The following is a 19,063-nucleotide window of genomic DNA, read 5'->3' as shown; positions in this document are numbered from 1 at the left end:
GCCGGCGAGGGGGCTTGAGGACGGGTGGTGAACGGAGAGCGGGACCCGCCGCGACTTCATCCAATCTCCCGCGGCCGACCTGACCGTACGGATCGTCAAACCCGCCGTGCCACGGCCAAGTTCGCCCGACCGGCCCCTTTCGCCCGAATCCCGCGACCGGCGCCCGACCGACCCTCACCGGCCGCACCGCCCGTCGGCCGCCCCCGCCCCCCGCCGCCCGATTCGTCATGCGTTCCGCCGCCGCCCAACCCGTCGCCGCCGACGCCCCGCCCCGCTCTCTCGCCCCCTCCGGGACGGCGTGGTTCATGCTGGCGTTCGGGTTGGCCTGCGGCATGGCGGTCGGGCAGTTCACCGCCGGCCGGGCCGTCCGGGCCGACCTGTACGCCTTGAAGAAGGACGTGGCCGAGGTCCGCCGGGCCGCCGACAGCCTCACCGCGGCCGGCGGGCGCAGCGATCAGGTCGCCTCGCTGCTGGAGGACCTCCGCACGCAGCGGACCGCGGTGAAGGAGGCGGACGGCGCCTGGCGGGAGGCGAACGCGGCCCTCGCCCAGGCCGCCCGCTTGCGGGAGCACTCCGAGACGGCTCTGACCGAGGCGAAGGAGACCGCTCTACACGCCCAGACCGTCGCCGCCGCCACCGCCGACGCGCTGGAGGGAACCCGGGCCGCCCGCGACGCCGCAACCGAGGCCGGCGCCGTGCTGACGGCGGTCGCCGCCACCGGCGAGCAGTCCGCCGCGGCCCGGGAGGCGGTCGCCGCCCACGCCTCCCTGATGTCCGAGCAGGCCGCCGCCTTCGCCGCCGCCCGGGCCGCCTGGGACTCCGCCCGCGACTCCGCCCGGGGGCTGGTGGAGGAGGCGGAGGCCGTCGGCGCCGAGGCGAACGCAGCCGCGGCCGAGCTGACGTCCGCCCGGACGGCCCTCGCGGACCTCTCCGCCCTGAAGCAGCTCGTCCGCGAGGCCGGCGCCGACTTCCCCGCCGTCTGGCAGACCCTCGACGGCCTGCTCACGATGCGGGACTGGCTCGCCGAAAACCCCGTCCCCCGCATCGCCGTCGCCCCGGACGCCCCGACGAATTGACCGACTTCCGCCCCACCGCGACGCTCGCCGCCCTCCGCACGCGAGCCGCCCTGACGGCCCGGCTGCGGGCGTTCTTTGCGGAGCGTGATTATCTCGAGGTGGAGACGCCGGCGCTCAGCGCCGACGTGGTCGTCGACGCTCATATTGCACCGCTCCGGACCCGCATTCATCCCGACCCAACGCAGCGGGAGCGGTATGAAGGGCGGTTCCTGCAAACCTCGCCGGAGTTCCATCTCAAACGGCTGGTCGCCGCCGGGTACGGCAGCGTGTGGAACCTCTCCCGGGTCTTCCGCGACGGCGAGATCGGCGCCCGCCACAACCCGGAGTTCACCATGGCCGAATGGTACGGCGTCGGCGACGGCCGGGATTCCTGGCGCGATCAGGTCCGGGTGACGGAAGACCTCATGCGAGCTCTGGACGGCGTCGGTGACGATCCCATCCGCCTTCCGCCCTCCCCCTTCCTCCTTCTCACCTACGACGACGCCTTCGCCCGCTTCGCCGGGACGCCGGTGTTGGAGCTGACCGCCGCGGATCTCCTCGCCCTCGCCCACGACCGGGACGTGGCGCTGCCGGGCGGGATTGGGGGGGACCGCGACGGGCTCTTAAACGTCCTGATCGCCGAATTGATCGAGCCGCGGCTAGGGGGCGAAGACACCGGCGGCCCCTGTTTCCTCTGCGACTATCCGGCGTCGCAGGCGGCGCTGGCGACGGTCCGCACGGACCCCGGCCGCCCGCCGGTCGCGGAGCGGTTCGAGCTGTATCTCGAGGGCGTGGAGCTGTGTAACGGCTATCAGGAACTCACGGACCCGGCCGAACTCCGCTCGCGAATTGCGGGGCAAAACCGCCTGCGGGTCGCCCACGGGCTCGAACCGCTGCCGGCGGAGAGCCGATTGCTCGCCGCGATGGAGCACGGCCTGCCCCGGTGCAGCGGCGTGGCCCTCGGCTTCGACCGCCTCGTGATGCTGTTCACCGGAGCGACGACGCTGGGGGAGGTCGTGGCGTTTCCGCACGGCGTCGCGTAGCGACGAAACTTCAAGACCAAGAACTCAAGAACCAAGCAGAAGACCGTGAGGGTTTACCTGGTTCTTGATTTCTTGGCCTTGAAATTTTTCTTCTCACAGCCGCGTCGGGAACATCGCCCCGGCGACCTTCACTTCCGGCGCGAGAACGTAGATCTCCACCCGGCGGTTCATCGCCCGGTTGGAGTCGTCGCGGTTGCGGACGACCGGCTGATATTTGCTGTACCCGGCGACGCCCATCCGGCTCTCGGCCAGCCCGGCGGCGGAGAGGGTGGTGGCGACCTCGTTCGCCCGGTTCGTGGACAGGTGCCAGTTCGTCGGGTGCTTCTCCCTGGTGGCGCCGCCGGCGATGCGCTCGTCGTCGGTGTGGCCGACGATCAGGATGTTCAGATCCTTGGCCTCCGGCGAGGACATGATCTCCGCGAACTCCCGCAGCAGGGGCACGGCGCCGGGGTTCAGCTCCGCCTTGCCGCTCTCGAACAGCACGTGCGGACCGAACTTGCTGATGCCGGTCAGCGGGTCGAAGTCGAAGTCCGGATAGCGGGAAGCCAACTCCTCGAAGCGGGCCGTGGCGGAGCTGGACAGCGGGCTGTCCCCGCCGCCGACGTCCCGCAGCAGATTGATGTATTTGCCCTGCAACTCCCCGCGTTCGCCGGAGAGGTTCTCGAGGCGGCGGTTGGCGATGTCCAGCCCCGCCTGCAACTTGGCGGCGTGGCGCTCCGTCATCTCCACGTTGGCCATGAGGGCGTCCCGCTCCTGGGCCGCCGCCAGGCGGGCGGCGCGTTCCTGCTCGGCCATCGCGACGGCCGAATCGTATTGAGCGGCGAGGGAGTCGCGTTCCGCCTCGGCGGTGAGCACTTCCTCCCGCAACGCGGCCGCGGTCTGACGCGTTTCGACCAGCCGGTTCCGCGGCACCACGTCGCACCCCACCGGCACCAGCGCCGCGATCAGCAACGCTCCCAGCCCCCAGCGCATGCGGCGGGGCAAACGCCGGGGGGACTCCCGACCGGGAGTCACGGCGGGAGACAGGCGGGAGTCTGCGGGAGTCGCGGTGGGCGTCATGGCCGGGCTCTCGCCAAGAATCGGGGGACCGATCCCGGGGGCACGAAGCTTCGCCCGCGGGACAGTTCGCCGATGTAGGTCGCCGCGGCGGAGATCGGCAAGAGCGATTCAAGTTCCCTCCCGCCGCGGCCGGGGGAGCACTCGTCTCGGTTCGCCGTCGCCGGTAGGCGGCGCGGCCCCTTCCCGACACGCGCCGCCTACCGGCGACGGCGAACCGGGGGACACAGGAGAGCGACCTTCCTTCCCTCTCTCACCCGCCGGTGAAGAACTCCAGCCGGACGACCCGGCCGGTCTCGAAGCCGACGGTCATCAGACGGCCGGGGGCGTCCAGCGCCAGGCCGGCGATCGCGGCGGGGGCCGGGGCGGCCCAGTCGACGTCGCCAGCGGCGTTCAGGCGGTACAGCTCCCGCTCCAGCGTGGCGACCGCCAGCGGGCCCCAGCCGCGAAACGCCAGCGCCACCTTCGCCGGGCTGCCGCCGGTGGAGAGCGTGTCCTTCACCCGGCCGGCGCCGTCGAACCGCTGCACGCCGAGATTGAACGCCGCCACCGCCATCCGCGTGCCGTCGCCGGTCACGGCGAGGTCCCCGCAGTTCGCCCAGGTTTTCACGTCCAGTTCCTGCCGTCCGCGGAGGTCGTAGGAGGCGATCAGCCCGCGGTCGGCGGCGCCCACCAGCAACGGGCGGGTCGTCAGGAACCGCAGGTGATCCAGCGGCCGCAGGGCGGTGAACCGGGCCAGCTTCTTGCGGCGGTTCGTGTAGACCGTCACGTCGCCGTTGGAGAGGGCGACCGCGGCGTGCCGGCCGTGCGGGTCGACGGCGACGGCGGTGATCGCCGCGGGCATCGACTGCCGCCACTTCACCTTCAAATCCGGCTCGATCCAGCCGAGCGCGTCCTCCCCGAAGGCCGCCGCCGCCGCGGCGCCGGAGTCCGCGAACGCCAACGCCGACAGGTCCTTCAAACCCCGCTGCAAGTGCTCGATGCGGCCGGCCGGGTCGAGCAGGTACAGCCCGCCGCCGGCGTCCGCCGCGAGAGTGCGGCCGCCTTCCCGGGCCACGCCGAGGGCGATCAGCGGGGCGTCGGTGAAGAACCCCCACGATAGCGCCGGCGGCATCCCGCGGCCGGCGGAGAGCCACGCGGCGTCGGAGCCCTGCTCGGGGGAAAACTGGCTCATGCGGAGGAGGGTGCAGAGTCGGGCGGCGTTTCGCCATGAAAGGCCCGCGGCCCGCGAGCGACCATCGTCAGCACGCCCGCCCACCCGGCGAGCTGCTGTGCGGTGTACGTCGCCTCCCGCCCCACCCGCCGGCGGTGCAGCGCCGCCCGCAGTTCGCGGCGGATTTTGCGGGGCAGATTGAGCCGGTCGTTCACGACCAATCCGCAGATCATCTGTCGTTGGTGCCGGCGGAGCACCCGGGTCTTCTTCGAGTTCAATTCGAACCCCCCTCGCCGAACCACGGCTTCGACGCGGCGGAGCAGGTCGCGGACGGCCTGCCCGTCGTCCTCGGCGCTGCTGAAGGCGAGGTCGTCCGCGTAACGGGTGTAGCGAAAGCCCCGCCGCCCGGCCGCTTTGGCGAGCGCGTAGTCCACGCCGTGCATCAGCAAATTGGAGAGCCGCGGGCTCGTCGGCGCCCCCTGCGGCAACCCGCCTTCAGAGGTGGTGAGCCGCGTGAGCAGCGCCGCGGCCTCCGCGTTCCAGCCGACCCGGCGGAAGTAGTAGTCGATCGACTTCGCCGTGACGGAGGGGAAGAAGTCTTTCAAATCGCAGGTCGCCACCACCGCCCGGCCGACGTGCGGGGCGGCGTGATCGACGATCCCCTTCCCCCGCTCGAACCCGCAGGCCGCCGGGTCCGCGTGCAGCCTGGCGAGGACCCGGCGGAGCAGCGTGCGTTGCAGGTCCATCGTCGCCGGGTCGGGGATCGTCAGCGTGCGCTCCCCGCCGGAGGGTTTGGGGATCGTCGCGGTGTGATAGCTCGGCTGGTGATTCTGGAGCCGATGGGCCGTCAGCCCGCAGCGGCGGGCCAGTTCCTCGATGTCAAACCCCTTTCCCCGCCACGCCCGCCAGCGGTGTCCGAGGCGGAACAGGGAGTACCGATCCACCCGCTTCAGCCGCTTGAGGAAGTACCACTGGGCGAAGTTCAGCCCGATTGCGATCAGGGCCGAGGCCCCCAGCGCCGCGACGAGCGCGCCGAACGCACGAACCGCCAGAACCGCGACGGCCGTCAGGCCGGTCAGCAACAGGACCGCGGCGAGCGCCGACCAGACGATCCCGCCGCACCCAAGCCCGGAGGCGTTCGAGTCGGGCGGCGGCGTGTCGGACGACACCACGGGCGAACGGCGCAAGGAAACGGGGCGGGGCGGCCGGTGCAACGTACCGGCCGCCCCGCCCCGAAGTCCCGCCAAGGCGTTCGTTCGCGCCGAAGGAACGCCTTGCCCGAAGTTTGAAGCCGAACCTGTCGGCCCGGACGGCGAATCGCCGCCCCGCGCTCGGGCGAGCGCCACCGGGACCGCCGCAGCGTAGCCTTGCCGCAACGGCGCCGCGACCGCGTTCCGCCGCCGCTATCCTGCCGGCGTGTTCCCCCGCCCCGCCCCGCTGTCGTTCCTCGACCTCACCCGGCCCGACCCGCGGGAGGACCTCGCGCTGGACGAGGCGCTGCTGCGAAGCGTGGATCAGACCGGCGGCCCCGGCCTGCTGCGGGTCTGGGAGCGGCCGGAGCCCTGCGTCGTGCTGGGCCGCGCGAACCGGCTGGCGTTGAACGCGGACCGGACCGCCTGCGAGGCCGCCGACGTGCCGATCCTGCGGCGGGCCAGCGGCGGCGGGACCGTGCTGCTGGGCCCGGGGGCGCTCTGCTGGTCGCTGATCCTGCCCGTCGGCCCCCCGGCCGGCTTGCCTGGCGATATCCCCGCCGTCACGGCGGCGATCATGCACCGCCTCGCCGACGCCCTCCGCCCCCTGGTCCCCGGCGTCGGCGTGGACGGCACCAGCGACCTCACGGTGAGGGGAGTCGACGGCGCCCGGGTGAAAGTCGGCGGGAACGCCCAGCGGTGGCTGAAGCGGGCGATGCTCCACCACGGCACCCTGCTGACCGGCTTCGACCTCGCCGCAATCCCCCGCTTCCTCACCCCGCCGGAGCGCCAGCCGGACTACCGGGCCGGCCGCGCGCACCGGGCGTTCGTCACGAACCTCCCGCTGCCGCGGGCGGCGCTGGTCTCGGCGCTCCGCACCGCCTTCGGCGCGACCGCCCCGCCGCCGGAGTTGCCGACGGAACTGATGGGTGAATTATTCCGCGACCGTTACAGCGACCCGGCGTGGCACCTGCGGCGGTGAGCGACTTCCCCCTTCGCCCCCTTTTGGTGGGAGGGGCCGGGGGTGAGGGGGCAATGTCGCCCGGACGCCTGAACGCTTTGCAGCAGTGCACAGCGGCTTCGTGAGCCCGGAACGCAAGCTCCGGCTGTCGGCGCAGCCGTCACCGCGTTCGATTCCGGCCGAAGCTTGCGCTTCGGGCTCACAGAGAGACGCCACGCTCTTCCGCCAGTCGGGTCGTCACGGCATGAGCGAGGGTGAACGAACCGGGCGTCACCCCCGGCCCCTCTCCCTCGAGGGAGAGGGGGAAAGGGAGGCCGTCAGCCCTCAGGCGAACACGGTCCCCGCCGCCGTCGGCACAGGCTCGGGCGGCAGGAACTTTTCAACGACCGCGGCGCCCGTCGCGTCGCCGAAGACGTTGACCGCGGTGCGGAAGCGGTCCAGCAGCCAGTCGACGGAGAGAATGAGGCCCGCCAGCTCCACCGGCAGGCCGACGGCGTTCAACACGATAATTAGCGTGAACAGCCCCGCCTGCGGGATGCCCGCGGCCCCGATCGCCGCCAGGGTGGCGGTCGCGGCGACGATAATCTGCGTCGTCAGCCCCATGTCGATCGCGTCCGCGGAGCCGACGAGCGTCTGGGCGATAAACAGCGCCGCGACCGCCTCATAAAGCGCGGTGCCGTCCATATTGACCGTCGCCCCCAGCGGCAGTACGAAGTCCACGCTTTTCCGCTTGATGCCGGCCTTTTCAACAGCGGTTTCCATCGTGACCGGCAGCGTGGCGCTGCTGCTCGCCGTGGCGAACGCCGTCAGCAGCGGGCGGCTCATCTGGAACAGGAATTGATACGGGTTCCGCCGCGTGAGCAGCCATAAAATCAGCGGCAGCGTCACGAAGGCGTGCACCGCCAGCCCCGTCAGCACGGTGGCGGAATACCAGCCGACCTTCGCCATCTCCCCGGCGAAGTCCCCGTCGGCGGCCGCCTCGCCGAACTGCCCGGCGACCAGGCAGAACACCCCCAGCGGGGCCGTCCACATCACCAGCAGCACGAACTTCATCAGCACGTCGTTCGCCTCCGTGACGAACTTCGTCACCGTGCCGACGGCCGCCCCCATCGTCGTCAGCACCGCGGCGAAGGCGAGGCTGAACACGATCAGCGGCAGAAGATCCGTCTCGGCGGCGCTTTCAAGCAGGTTGTCGGTGAACAACATCGTCAGCAGGTTTTCGAAGATCGCCCCGACGCCCGCCGGCTCGGAGACCGCCTGTTCGCCCAACTTCGCGGAGACCTCCGCCCGGGCGACGTCCCGGGCCGCGGCGCCGTCGATCCCGGCGCCCGGGTTGAACAGGTTCACCAAAATAATGCCCGTGACCACCGCGATCGCGGTCGTGCAGAAGTAATAAATCAACGTCGCCGCCCCCGGCCGGCCGAGTTTCCGCACGTCGCCCATCGACAGCACCCCGCAGACCACGCTGGTCACGACCAGCGGGACCACCAGCATCTTTAAGACAGATAAAAACACCTGCCCGCCGACCGCGAACGACGCCGCGACCTCCGGCGCCGCCCACGCCAACAGCAGGGCCAGCACGATGCCGGCGAAGATCAGCCCGGTCAGCAGGTTCTCCTTCCCGCCCCCGTGTGGTTCGAGCTCCGTACGCAGTTCGGCGGCGGCGGGCGGGGACGGCGGGGCGGCGGACATGGGTGGAGGATAGCCGGACCGGGCACATCAGTCTTTGACGGATGAGCCGTCGTCACCCTGACGGCGCCCGCGTCCGCCCGACGACACTCCCCCGACGAGCCGGCCGGGAGGCGGCGGCGCTTCGTAGACGAAGGATCGCCTTCGAAAACAGGGATTGACCGAACCGGCGAGAGTTTCTGCGGCGTCCTCCGCTGGTGCGGCCCCGGGTTCGCGTTGAGGGAACGGCATGGCCGACTCCGGCCCGCCGACCGCCACGACGGCCGGACCTCCCCCGTTCACCAGCACCTCGACCCGGCCGCTCCGATGCTCACCCCGTCATTCTCCGCCCGCTTCGCCGCCCTCGCCCTCGCCGCGTCGATCGGAGCCCCGGCCGCCCTCGCCCAGGGAATCGCCTCCCCGGCCGGCGTCGGCACGCCGACGCTCGGCGGGTCCAGCCGCATGCTCGTCCAGCCAGGTTACGGCCATCACGGTTCCATTCACCCGCGGCCCCGCCCGATCCCGGCGCCGTACAACCCGATCGTCGATCAGGACGGCTTCGTCGATACCGAATACGACCCGTTCTCCAACGTCATCGACGTGAACCGCCAGACGCTCTCCACCCGGCTGAGCGCCTACGACCCGCACCGCGACCACGTCGATCCCGGCTCGCTGCGGCGGGTGGATCGCTGGCTGCGGATCAACGGGCAGTGGATCCGCGAGCACGGCATGACCTGGACCAGCCACGGCGTGCCGCACGGCAACCTGACCCGCGACCGCAGCACGTTCACCCCCTTCCCCGGCCACGGCCACGGCGGTCACGCGGGGCACGGCGGGGTGCGGGAGAATCACAGCGACACCGTCATTTACATGCAGCCCCCGGGTTCCGGCTCGTCGCTGCCGGGCGGCCCCGGCGGGGTGCGGGAGAACGACAGCCACACGGTGCTCTACATGACCTCCCCGGGCTCCGGCCCGTCCGCCGGCGTCACGCCCGGCCCGTCGAATCCCGGCCCGTCGAACGGCGGCGGGGTGCGGGAGAACAGCAGCGACACCGTGCTGTTCTCCACGGCTCCGCCCTCGCAGAACGTCAACAACGGCGCCGTGCGGCCCCGCCCGGGCGTCGTCCTGCCCCGCGGCGTACAGCGCCGGCGGTAGGCGCCTGCGTCCCTGATTCATGAACACGCCCCCGGCGATCCGCCGGGGGCGTGTTGCGTTTGGCGCCGGAAACCGCCTGGCTGCGGCTCAGTACTCGTCCACGACCTCGCCGGCGGCCCGCGTGGAGACCGCCCGCCAGACGTCCAGCTTGACGGAATCGCTCACGAACCGGGTCGCCCCGTCCATCAGCAACACGTGCACCCCGCCCTCGTGATAGCTGCGGCTGGTGACGGCGGCGTGGGTCGGGCCCGCGCAGTCTTTGCCTTCGCGGCAGGCGGTGAAATCGCCGTCGTCGGCCCCGCCGCCCGCTTTGCCGCCGGCCACCGGCACCTCCGCGTTCGGTCCCAACGCGGCGGTGAAGCCGGTTTGATGCACCCGCCCGTCGACCCACTCCGTGTGCCCGCTGTCCTCTTTGAAGCTGCCGGCCAACGCGGAGACGGCCGCGGGATCGCTGGGCGGGGAATCCGGGCTTTCTTCTCCGTCCCGCACATAGGGGGTGAAGGCCTTGACCTCCGCGAACGCCAGCGTGCCGGTCACGCCGTCTCGGAACGCCTCGAACCCGAAGGCGCTGTTCGGAGCGAAGGCCCCGCGACCCTGCTGCCGGGATGCGTTGCTCCACACGAACCAGTCGCCGCCGTTGAACCCGTAATTCGTCGGATAGTGGATCGGGTTGCCGCTTGAATCGGTGCGTACGCGGTCGTTGATCTCTTCCGGGCACAGATAGGTCGGCACCCGGAACGTGCGAATCTCCAAGCTGGCGCTGTCCCCGCCGTACTCCTGCGTGAAGTCCACCAAATTCTCGACGTTCGCCTGATCGAGGAAGGGCAGCAGGCGAACGTGGACGCTCCACTGACCGCCGGTCCGGCTGCTCTCCGCATCGACGACGAAGGAGGGCGGCAGCACGCGGGCGACCGATTCGTAGTTGTGCAGGCCCAAGCCGATCTGCTTGAGGTTGTTCTGGCATTGCGCCCGGCGAGCCGCCGCCCGCGCCTGCTGCACCGCGGGCAGCAGCAGGCTCACCAGGATCGCAATGATCGCGATCACCACCAGGACTTCGATCAGCGTGAACCCGGAACGGACAATCCGCACGGGAGCCGGGTCGCGGGGGGATGCTGCCAAGGATCGCAGGGGGCTGGGGCGGTCGACGAGGGGGAATTGAGACAGCGTCTCAATCCCGAGAGGCGGGCCGAACCCTACCCGCGCCCTTTTCCGCACACAAGCTTGTGAGAACCCTCGCCGCCCGGGCGGACGCCCCCGCGTCGCTCGTGCCGCCGGTTCAGCCTTGCCCCCGCCCCGGCAGCGCCGCGTTGGCGGCGTGAGCCAGATTGGCGCTGGCCACCCCCTCCTCCACCGGGCAGGCCGGCTCCGCGCGGCTGCGGATGCAGGCCACCCAGTTCTCCAGGTGATACTTCGCCCCGTCGACGGCGTCGTAGAAGTCCAGCCCCGGCGGCAGTTCCGGGGCTTCGAGTCGCTGCCGGGGCTCCACGCCGCTGCGGTGTTCCGGGATCAGTTCGTAGCGGCCGCGGTCCACGTACAGCGTGGCCTTGGAGCCCATATATTCCGTGCAGGCCCGGTCGCGGTGGTTGGCGAAGGTGCCCTCGAAGTGCATCTGCGGCCCCGGTGTGCCGTCGTCGCGTTTGGGGAACGACAGCAGGGTTTGCACGGTGTCCGGCGTCTCCCACAGCCCGGCGGTGGTGAAGTGGTCGCCGACGCTCACGGCCCGGGAGACCTCCCCCGGCTCCAACATCCAGCGGGCGGTGTCCGCCCAGTGAACCATCAGGTCCGTGAAGATTCCGCCGCCGAAGTCCCAGTAAAAGCGCCAGGCCCGCATCCGCTGGGAATCGAACGGTTGGTCCGGGGCGTCGCCCAACCATCGCTTCCAATCGACCGTTTTCGGATCGACCTGCGGCGCCTGCCCCCGGCCCGGACTGTTGCGGTTCCAGGTCATCCGCACTTTATAGATCTCCCCCGCGGCGCCGTCTTGAAGCAGCTTGCGCGCCTCCGCGAGGTGCGGCATGCTGCGGTGCTGCGTGCCGACCTGCATCACCCGGTCGTTGTCCCGCACCGCTTTAATAATCCGGTCGCCCTCGGCCACGGAGTGCGTCAGCGGCTTTTCGCAGTACACGTCCAGCCCCGCCTCGCAGCAGGCCGCGGAGACCGGGACGTGCTGGTGGTCCGGCGTGGCGACGAGGGCGGCGTCCAGCTTCGTCTCCGCCAGCATCTTGCGATAATCGGTGAACGCCGCCGCCCGCGGATCGGCCAGTTTGAGCCCGGCGGCCCGGGCCTCGTCCCAGACGTCGCAGACCGCGACGATCCGCACCCCGGGCAGGTTCCGCAGCCGCTCCATCAACCAGCGCCCCCGCCCGCCGGGGCCGACGACGCCGACCTCGATCGTCTCGTTCGCCGACTGCGAGGCTCGGGCCGGCCGACCGGCGGCGTGCACGCCCGCCGCGAGCGACGCGGCGGAGGCGGCGAGAAACGTACGGCGGTCGGTCACGGCGGCGGTCCGGGCGAGTCGGGTCGGAGAACGCCGATAGGATGGCGACTGCGGCCCGGTTTCTCGAACGAACGCGTGCTCTCGAACGCAAGGGCGGCGGCGAGGCGCCTCAGCCGAGGAACCGCATCAGGTCTTCCAGCAGCGCCTCGTCCGTCGCCGCGGGATCGGGCAGCGGGATGTAGGCCGTGCGGCGGTCGGCGACCCGAAGGTTCCGCTTGAGGCGGCCCTTCAATTCGGTCATCTTGTCCGCGTCCTCGTAATTGAAGCGGACGTAGCCGTCCTCGATTTTCACGTCCGTGAACGACCAGTCGCGGCAGGCCAATTGCAGCCGCTTGACCGCCAGCAGCCGGCCCACGGGCGCAGGCGGGGGGCCGAAGCGGTCCTTCAATTCCTCGGCGAACTCTGCCAGCTCCGGCGTGCCGCGGACGTTGGACAGCTTGCGGTAGACCTCCAGCTTCGTGCGGCCCGGCGGGACGTAGCCGTCCGGCAGGAAGGCGGAGATCGGCAGGTCGACGTTCACCGCCAGCGGCTTGCGGATGGGCTCGCCCTTCAGCGTGCGGACCGCGTTTTCCAGCAACTGGCAATACAACTCGTAGCCGACGGCGTTGATCTGCCCGCTCTGCTCCGTGCCGAGGATGTTGCCGGCGCCGCGGATCTCCAGGTCCCGCATGGCGATCTTGAAGCCGGCGCCGAGTTCGGAATATTCCTCGATCGCCTTGAGCCGCTTCGCCGCCACGTCGGTCAGCATCCGCCCTTCCTTGAGCAACAGATAGCAGTAGGCCCGGTTGTGATGCCGGCCGACTCGACCTCGTAATTGATGCAGATCCGCCAGGCCGTAGCGGTCGGCCTCGTGAATGAACATCGTGTTGGCGTTGGGCACGTCCAGGCCCGATTCGATAATCGTCGTCGCCAGCAGGATATCAATTCGGCCGCGGACGAACTCCGCCATCGTCTCCTCGACCTGCGTCGGGGGCATCTGGCCGTGCACGATGCCGGCGGTCGCCTCCGGCACGATCTGCAACACCCGGTCGCGGACGCGTTCGATGTCCTGCACGCGGTTGTGCACGAAATAGGCCTGCCCGCCGCGATTCAATTCGCGAATAAGGGCGTGCCGGATCATCGCGTCGTCCCAGCGGGTCACGCGAGTTTCGATCGGCTGTCGCCCCTGCGGCGGGGTGGTGAGATTGGAAATATCGCGCAACCCCAGCAGGCTCATATGGAGCGTGCGGGGAATCGGCGTGGCGGACAGCGTCAGCACGTCGACCTGCAGGCGGATCTGCTTGAGCGCCTCCTTCACGTCCACGCCGAACCGCTGTTCCTCGTCGATCACCAGCAGGCCCAGGTCCGCGAACTTAATATCGGGCGAGACGAGCCGGTGCGTGCCGATCACCACGTCCACCGTGCCCTCCTTAAGGCCTTTCAAGACCTGTTTCTGCTCCCGGCGGGTGCGGAAGCGAGAGAGGCTTTCGACGGTGATGGGAAACTCCGCCATGCGTTCGGCGAAGCTGCGGGCGTGCTGTTCGCACAGCACCGTCGTCGGCACTAAAACAGCGACCTGCCGGCCGCCGTCGACGGCCCGGAAGGCGGCCCGCATCGCCACCTCCGTCTTACCGTAGCCCACGTCCCCGCAGATCAGGCGGTCCATCGGCCGCGGCAGCGACAGGTCCGCTTGAATCTCCCCGAACGCCGACGCCTGGTCCGGCGTCGGTTCATACGGAAACGCGGCGGCGAATTCCTCGACGTAGTCGGTCGGCTCCGCATGCGGCAGGCCGGGCTCGGACTGGCGGGCCGCCTGCATGCGGAGCATGTCCGCGGCCATATCCTCGACCGCGTCCGCCGCCTGCTTTTTCTTCTTCGACCACCCCAGCGTGCCGAGCTTCGACAGCTTTGGGGCGGCCTTCGTCGCCCCGACGTATTTTTGCACCAGATGAATCAACGACGCCGGCACGAACACCCGCACGTCGCCGGCGAACTCCAGTTCTAAATGCTCCTCCTTCTGCCCCCGCTGGTCGAGCGCCTTCAGCCCGCGAAAACGCCCGATGCCGTGCGTGAGGTGCACGATCAGGTCGCCGTCGGACAGATCGAGAAAGTTATCGATCGCTCGCGACTCCGCCGGACGCCGCGGCCCGCCGCCCGTTCGCACCCCGGCCCGGCCGAAGAGTTCATGGTCGGTCAGGACCAATAGCCCATGATCGACCAGCCGAAAGCCGGCGGTCAGTTCCCCTACGCAGAGCGTGACCCGCTCCGCCAGCGCCGGGCCGTTCTCCGCCTCCACCTCGGCGATCAATTCGCCCAGCCGCTTCAACTCGCCCGCATTATGACAGGCGATCAGCGCCCGCTCGCCCTCGCCGAGCACGAGATCTAACTGTTCAATCGCCTGCCCCTTCGGCCCGGCGAACTTTTCGACCGCTTCGACCCGCAGCCGGCCGGTCGTTTCGTAACTGCTGGCGCCGATCCGGGCGAGCGTCACGCTGGGCCGCTGCGTGCAGCGGGCGAGCACGGTGCGGACCGTATACAACCCCCGCGGGTCGTCGAGCCGATTCAAATAATGCTTGCCCTCGTCGGTGATTTCCGCGAGGTCCAGCAACGCGACGGCGTACTCCGCCGGCAAACTGTCCAGCAACGACGCGGTTCCAATCGCACGTTCGTCGCCCCCCGGTTCGCCGTCACCGGCAGGCGGCGCGCCCCCCGCCGCGTCCGGCCGCGGGGCTGGCAGGCAGGTCAGGCGGGCCCGCTCCAGCCCCTCAATTTTTCGCTGCGAGACCGGGTCGAACGTCCGCAGGGAGTCCACCTCGTCGAAGGCGAACTCCACCCGCAGCGGGTCCGTTTCGCCGGCGGGCCAGACGTCGAAGATCCCGCCGTGCAGGCTGAACTCGCCGGGCATCTCGATCCGCGGCACCCGTTCGAGCCCGCGGTCGGCGAGCCAGCGCATTAACTCTTCCGGGTCCGCCTCCTCGCCGACGCTCAGCGTGCGGGTCGCCGCCGCCCGCGCCTCTTTCGACGGCACCGGCTGCATGAGGGCCTGAATCGGGGCGACCAGAACCCGCGGGCGGCGGGCGGAGTCCTCGTCTTCAATCCGGTTCAACGCCCCGGCCCGGGCGGCGAAGACGGGGTCCGCCGGGTCCGGGGCCGCGGTGAGCCCGTCGCGGGCCGGGAACAGGGCGACGGAGCGGCCGACGGCGTCCTCCCCGAGCATCGCGGCGACGTCCGCGGCGAAGTGGTCCGTGCCGGCGACCCGGGCGGTGACGACCAGCAGCGGCCGGCCGACGCCGCCCGCCTCCTCGCTTTGCACCAGACCGGCGATCGCCGCGGCGGCGGAGCCGGCCCACGCCCCCTCCAGGGCCGCCCCGTCGCCCCGGGCGAGGGCGGCGGCGACGGGGGCGAACTGGGCATCGCGCAGCAGCAATCCCGGCAGATCGGCCAGGGAGCCGACGGCCGGGGCGGAAACGGCGGGCGCCGCCGACGGGAACGTCCCGCCGCGGCGACGGGTGGCGGGCATGCGGGGATTGTGGCCGCGGCCCGCCTCGCGTCCACCGGGTCCGGCGCCCGGAACCGGCTGAACGCCCCGCCGGAGCCGCACTGGGGCCGAACCGCCGGCGGCGGCCGCGGACAGGACGCCCCGCAGCCGTCACGGAGGCGAGGCTTGCGGTTAGACTGACGCGGCCCGTCTTCACACTCGCGAGCCGTTCCGATGCTGTCTCTCGCACTTTGCTGCGTCCTTCTGCAGGACGCGTCCCCGCCGCTCCTGCCCCCCGTTCAGTCGGACGCCGATCTGGCCGGTGCGCCCGATTTCGACCGGGAGGCGGCGCAGCGATTCGACATGTTTAAGTTCGGAGAAGACCCGGATCTCGTGCCGCCGGGCGGGTGGGAAATGACGCCGCTGTCGGGCGTCGTGGAGCTCGTCGGGTACTCAAGGCCCGACGACTCAAGGCCCGACGGCGACGGCGGGCCGCGGCGGCAGCGTGCGGCGCCGATGGGCGGCACTTTGGTGCTGACGACGCCGGACGGGCTGCGAGCCGCATACCGCGTGACGCTCTCCCCGACGCCGGGCGACGCCGAAGTGCCCCGTCCGCCCGCGAACCGCGGCCCGTCCTTCCCCCCGCCGGGACCTCGTGCGGACGGGCCGGCGCCGCCCGCCCCCGACTGGCCGAGGGACCGAGCGGAGGCGGAGGAAGTCCGCCGGATGCTTGAACGGGCCGAACGGATGGCCGACGAAACGTCAGAGCGGGACGCCCGGCGGGCGGAACTCCGCATCCACATCGCGGAGACGGAGGTCGCCGCGGCTCGGGAGCGGCTGGAACTCGCCGAGGAGCAGGCCGCCGCCGTCGAGAAACTGATCGACTCCGGAGCGGTTCCGGCCCGGGAAGCGTTCACGATCCGCCGGCAACTGCTGGACGCCCGGTTCGCCCTGCGGCAATCCGAGCTACAGGTTGAGGTCGCCCGCATGGGGGCTCCCACGCGGCGGGACGCTGCCCCGCAGCGGGGCGACGACGCGCACCGGCCGGACCGCCGGCCGGACATGGAAGAACTGGAACGGCAGTTGGACCGGGCCCGACGTGAGGCGGCCGAACTGCGCGAAGCGTTCTCGCCGGATCGGCGGCCGGACGCACTGCGGGAAGAGAACGAACGCCTCCGCGACGAAGTGGGAGAACTGCGGGAGCGGGTGCGCCAACTCTCTGAAGAAATTAATGAACGCGAAGGCCGACGGAACCGCGAACGGGATTAATACGGAGCCCGGGCGTCCGTCCGCAGATCGGCCCCGGTCCGGCGCGCCCGACCGGGGCCGCGTGTTTTAATAACGGTCCGCGAGGAAGCCGATTTTGTGGCCGCCCTGCGGGCCCTCCTGTTTGAGCTGCTCGCCGATCTCCTCGTACTCCTTTTCGATCGCCTCGGTGACGGTCGCGCGGCTGTCCTTCAGGGCGGACTTGAAGGCGGACATCGCCACGGTCTCGCTGTCGGGATGGTCGCGGAGGGTGCTCAGGCCGGCCCGGCGGACGAGGTCCTCCAGATCGGCCCCGGTGTAGCGGTCCGTCTGGTCGGCGATCTGGCCCAAATCCACGTCGTCGGCCAGCGGCATTTCGGCGGTGTGAATTTCGAGGATCTTCAACCGCCCGTCGCGGTCCGGCGGACCCACGTAGACGAGTTCATCGAACCGCCCGGGACGCAACAGCGCCGGGTCGACCAGCGTGGGGCGGTTGGTGGCGGCGATCAGGACGACGCCCTGTAACTCTTCGATCCCGTCTAATTCGGCGAGGATCGTATTGACGACCCGCTCCGTCGCCCGCGGCTCGCCCAGACCGCCGCCGCGGGCCGGGGCGAGGGAGTCAATTTCATCGAGGAAGATCACCGCGGGGGCGACCTGCCGGGCGCGGCGGAACAGGCGGGACACCTGCTGTTCGCTCTCGCCGTACCACTTGCTTAACAGATCGCTGCTTTTGGCGGCGAGGAAGTTGGCGTTGGAGCCGCGGGCCACGGCCTTCGCCAGCAGCGTTTTGCCGGTGCCCGGGGGGCCGTAGAGGAGGAAGCCCTTCGCCGGCCGAATGCCGAACTTCCGAAAACTGTCCGGCTGCGTGAGGGGGAGTTCGACGCCCTCCCGGAGTTGCCGCTGGGCCTCGGAGAGGCCGCCGATCTGATCCCAGGTGACGTCCGGGGCCTGGATCATGATTTCCCGCAGGGCGGACGGCTGGACGCGCTTCATCGCGTCGGTGAAGTCCTCGCGGGTGACGTGCAGGGTTTCGAGGATCTCCGAGGGGATCTCCTCGGCGTCGAGGTCGATCTCCGGCAGTTTGCGGCGGAGAGCCTCGATCGCCGCCTCGCGGCAGAGGGCGCCGAGGTCGGCCCCGACGAAGCCGTAGGCGGTGTCGGCGATACTGTGTAATTCCACGTCCTCCGCCAGCGGCATGCCGCGGGTGTGGATCTCCAAAATTTCCCGTCGGCCCTGTTCGTTCGGCACGCCGACGACGATTTCCCGATCGAACCGGCCGGGCCGGCGGAGGGCTTCGTCCAGCGAGTCGACCCGGTTGGTGGCGGCGATCACGACGAGGTTCTGCCGCGGCGCCAGCCCGTCCATCAGCGTTAATAATTGGGCGACGATCCGCTTTTCCATCTCCCCGCCGACCTGCTCCCGCTTGGGAGCGATCGCGTCAAGTTCGTCAATAAAGAGAATCGCCGGACTCTCCTTTTGAGCCCGCTCGAACAGCTCCCGCAAACGGGATTCGCTCTCGCCAAAGCCGCCGCCGAGGATCTCCGGGCCGGCGATGTGAAAGAAGTTGGCGTCGCACTCCCCGGCGACCGCCCGGGCCAGCAACGTTTTGCCGGTGCCCGGGGGGCCGTGCAGCAGCACGCCCTTGGGCGGGTCGATCCCGAGGCGCTGAAAGAGTTCCGGATGTTTGAGCGGGAGTTCGATCATCTCCCGGACCTGATCCAGCACGCCCTGCAAACCGCCGACGTCGTCGTAGGTGATGTGGCTGGAGCGGGCCTCCTCCGGCTCGGTGAAGGTGGGGAGGAGTTCGACCTCGGTCTCCTCGCCGACGACGACGATCTCCCCTCGGGGCTTGGTGTTGGTGACGAGCAGGCGGATCTCCTGCAGGCCGTAGGAGGGGGCGTTGAACATGCGGCGGAGGATCTCCTCCGGCACGTCCGGCCCGTCCTCCTCGCCGCCGGGGCGGCGGCGGTACACGCTGGTGGAGACGATGTCCCCGGCGACGAGCGGGCGTCCGGCGAGGGTCCGCTTGAGGGCGTCCGGATTGCCGGAGAGCCGCACGTTCTGCTGGGCCGGGGCGACGGTGACCCGTCGGGCGATCGTGGGGGAGACGGGCCGCACGCCGACGCGATCGCCGCTGCCGACCCCGGCGTTCGCCCGCTGGAGACCGTCCAGGCGGATGATGTCCAGCCCCTCGTCCTCGTCGCCCAGGGGGATGGCGACGGCGGCGGTGCGTTTCTTGCCGACGATCTCAATCGGGTCGCCGGGGTGCAGGCCGAGGCGCTGGAAGGTGGCGTCGCCCAGGCGGGCGACGCCTTTGCCCACGTCGCGTCCCCGGGCGCCGGCGACCTGCAAGCGAACGCCGCCGGCGTCCGGGTCGACGTCCGGGACTGGGGGGGGAGAATCGGGCATCGGGCGGGGCGGAGTGGCGGAACGCGGGCGGGGGAGCGAACTGCAGGTCGGCGTTGCGGGCACCGCGACGCCGACCCGTCACGCTAGGAGCGGGCGGCCCGGGGAACAACCGCTCCGGCCCGGCGCCGGGGATCGGGGGAGCGGCGTTGGGGGAACCACTGACGGTTTGCG

13 protein-coding genes are annotated in these 19,063 nt (G+C 70.7%); 5 read left to right on the top strand and 8 right to left on the bottom strand.

Annotation, left to right across the window (positions count from 1 at the left end):
• Positions 1-227: 227 nt before the first annotated feature.
• Both CA12_RS09650 and epmA read left to right on the top strand, forming a co-directional pair.
• The gene (locus CA12_RS09650; protein ID WP_145358747.1) at positions 228-1,076 is read left to right on the top strand and encodes a hypothetical protein; all 849 of its coding nucleotides are present in this window, start codon (positions 228-230) and stop codon (positions 1,074-1,076) included.
• The gene (gene epmA / locus CA12_RS09645) at positions 1,073-2,098 is read left to right on the top strand and encodes an EF-P lysine aminoacylase EpmA (protein WP_145358746.1); all 1,026 of its coding nucleotides are present in this window, start codon (positions 1,073-1,075) and stop codon (positions 2,096-2,098) included. Before CA12_RS09650 ends, epmA begins: the two co-directional genes overlap by 4 nt.
• 93 nt (positions 2,099-2,191) lie before the next feature.
• Here the strand turns inward: epmA and CA12_RS09640 are convergent, their stop codons facing one another.
• The 3 genes from CA12_RS09640 to CA12_RS09630 form a co-directional block, all read right to left on the bottom strand.
• Positions 2,192-3,082: an OmpA family protein gene (locus CA12_RS09640; RefSeq protein WP_145358745.1), complete on the bottom strand. Its 891-nt coding sequence runs from the start codon at positions 3,080-3,082 to the stop codon at positions 2,192-2,194.
• 325 nt (positions 3,083-3,407) lie between these two features.
• Positions 3,408-4,328, bottom strand: a complete 921-nt coding sequence (locus CA12_RS09635) for a YncE family protein (RefSeq protein WP_145358744.1) — start codon at positions 4,326-4,328, stop codon at positions 3,408-3,410.
• Positions 4,325-5,476: a reverse transcriptase family protein gene (locus CA12_RS09630; protein WP_165700662.1), complete on the bottom strand. Its 1,152-nt coding sequence runs from the start codon at positions 5,474-5,476 to the stop codon at positions 4,325-4,327. The genes CA12_RS09635 and CA12_RS09630 overlap by 4 nt, the downstream gene beginning before the upstream one ends.
• Before the next feature lie 247 nt (positions 5,477-5,723).
• On the opposite strand from CA12_RS09630, the gene CA12_RS09625 reads away from it, so the two are divergent.
• On the top strand, positions 5,724-6,479 hold the full coding sequence (locus CA12_RS09625; protein ID WP_145358742.1) for a lipoate--protein ligase family protein: 756 nt from the start codon (positions 5,724-5,726) through the stop codon (positions 6,477-6,479).
• 303 nt (positions 6,480-6,782) lie between these two features.
• On the opposite strand, the gene CA12_RS09620 is transcribed toward CA12_RS09625, so the two are convergent.
• Positions 6,783-8,150, bottom strand: coding sequence for a dicarboxylate/amino acid:cation symporter (locus tag CA12_RS09620; RefSeq protein WP_145358741.1), 1,368 nt, complete (start codon positions 8,148-8,150; stop codon positions 6,783-6,785).
• Between the two features lie 303 nt (positions 8,151-8,453).
• Between CA12_RS09620 and CA12_RS09615 the strand changes: the two genes are divergently transcribed.
• On the top strand, positions 8,454-9,281 hold the full coding sequence (locus CA12_RS09615) for a hypothetical protein (RefSeq protein ID WP_145358740.1): 828 nt from the start codon (positions 8,454-8,456) through the stop codon (positions 9,279-9,281).
• 87 nt (positions 9,282-9,368) lie between these two features.
• Here the strand turns inward: CA12_RS09615 and CA12_RS09610 are convergent, their stop codons facing one another.
• From CA12_RS09610 to mfd, 3 genes are all read right to left on the bottom strand, one after another.
• Entirely contained in the window at positions 9,369-10,370 is a 1,002-nt protein-coding gene (locus tag CA12_RS09610; protein WP_242688187.1) for a DUF1559 domain-containing protein, read from the bottom strand.
• A 187-nt stretch (positions 10,371-10,557) separates the two neighbouring features.
• Positions 10,558-11,778, bottom strand: coding sequence for a Gfo/Idh/MocA family protein (locus CA12_RS09605; protein ID WP_145358738.1), 1,221 nt, complete (start codon positions 11,776-11,778; stop codon positions 10,558-10,560).
• Between the two features lie 109 nt (positions 11,779-11,887).
• Positions 11,888-15,277, bottom strand: coding sequence for a transcription-repair coupling factor (gene mfd / locus CA12_RS09600; RefSeq protein WP_145358737.1), 3,390 nt, complete (start codon positions 15,275-15,277; stop codon positions 11,888-11,890).
• Positions 15,278-15,598: 321 nt separating this feature from the next.
• Here mfd and CA12_RS09595 point away from each other — a divergent pair, with 321 nt between their 5' ends.
• The gene (locus tag CA12_RS09595; protein WP_165700661.1) at positions 15,599-16,504 is read left to right on the top strand and encodes a hypothetical protein; all 906 of its coding nucleotides are present in this window, start codon (positions 15,599-15,601) and stop codon (positions 16,502-16,504) included.
• A gap of 66 nt (positions 16,505-16,570) precedes the next feature.
• Here CA12_RS09595 and CA12_RS09590 read toward each other — a convergent pair whose 3' ends face one another.
• The gene (locus tag CA12_RS09590; protein WP_145358735.1) at positions 16,571-18,892 is read right to left on the bottom strand and encodes a CDC48 family AAA ATPase; all 2,322 of its coding nucleotides are present in this window, start codon (positions 18,890-18,892) and stop codon (positions 16,571-16,573) included.
• Positions 18,893-19,063 lie beyond the last annotated feature (171 nt).

Origin of the sequence: Alienimonas californiensis, assembly GCF_007743815.1 — a bacterium.
Lineage (GTDB): Bacteria > Planctomycetota > Planctomycetia > Planctomycetales > Planctomycetaceae > Alienimonas > Alienimonas californiensis.
Note: the sequence above shows the minus strand (reverse complement) of the source record. Positions and strands in the feature narration are given on the sequence as shown.

Bases quoted from the DNA above. Each gene is read 5' to 3' on its own strand.
- CA12_RS09650 (WP_145358747.1), top strand. From the start codon at position 228: ATGCGTTCCGCCGCCGCCCAACCCGTCGCCGCCGACGCCCCGCCCCGC.
- CA12_RS09635 (WP_145358744.1), bottom strand. From the start codon at position 4,328: ATGAGCCAGTTTTCCCCCGAGCAGGGCTCCGACGCCGCGTGGCTCTCC.
- CA12_RS09620 (WP_145358741.1), bottom strand. From the start codon at position 8,150: ATGTCCGCCGCCCCGCCGTCCCCGCCCGCCGCCGCCGAACTGCGTACG.
- CA12_RS09615 (WP_145358740.1), top strand. From the start codon at position 8,454: ATGCTCACCCCGTCATTCTCCGCCCGCTTCGCCGCCCTCGCCCTCGCC.
- mfd (WP_145358737.1), bottom strand. From the start codon at position 15,277: ATGCCCGCCACCCGTCGCCGCGGCGGGACGTTCCCGTCGGCGGCGCCC.
- CA12_RS09595 (WP_165700661.1), top strand. From the start codon at position 15,599: ATGTTTAAGTTCGGAGAAGACCCGGATCTCGTGCCGCCGGGCGGGTGG.
- CA12_RS09590 (WP_145358735.1), bottom strand. From the start codon at position 18,892: ATGCCCGATTCTCCCCCCCCAGTCCCGGACGTCGACCCGGACGCCGGC.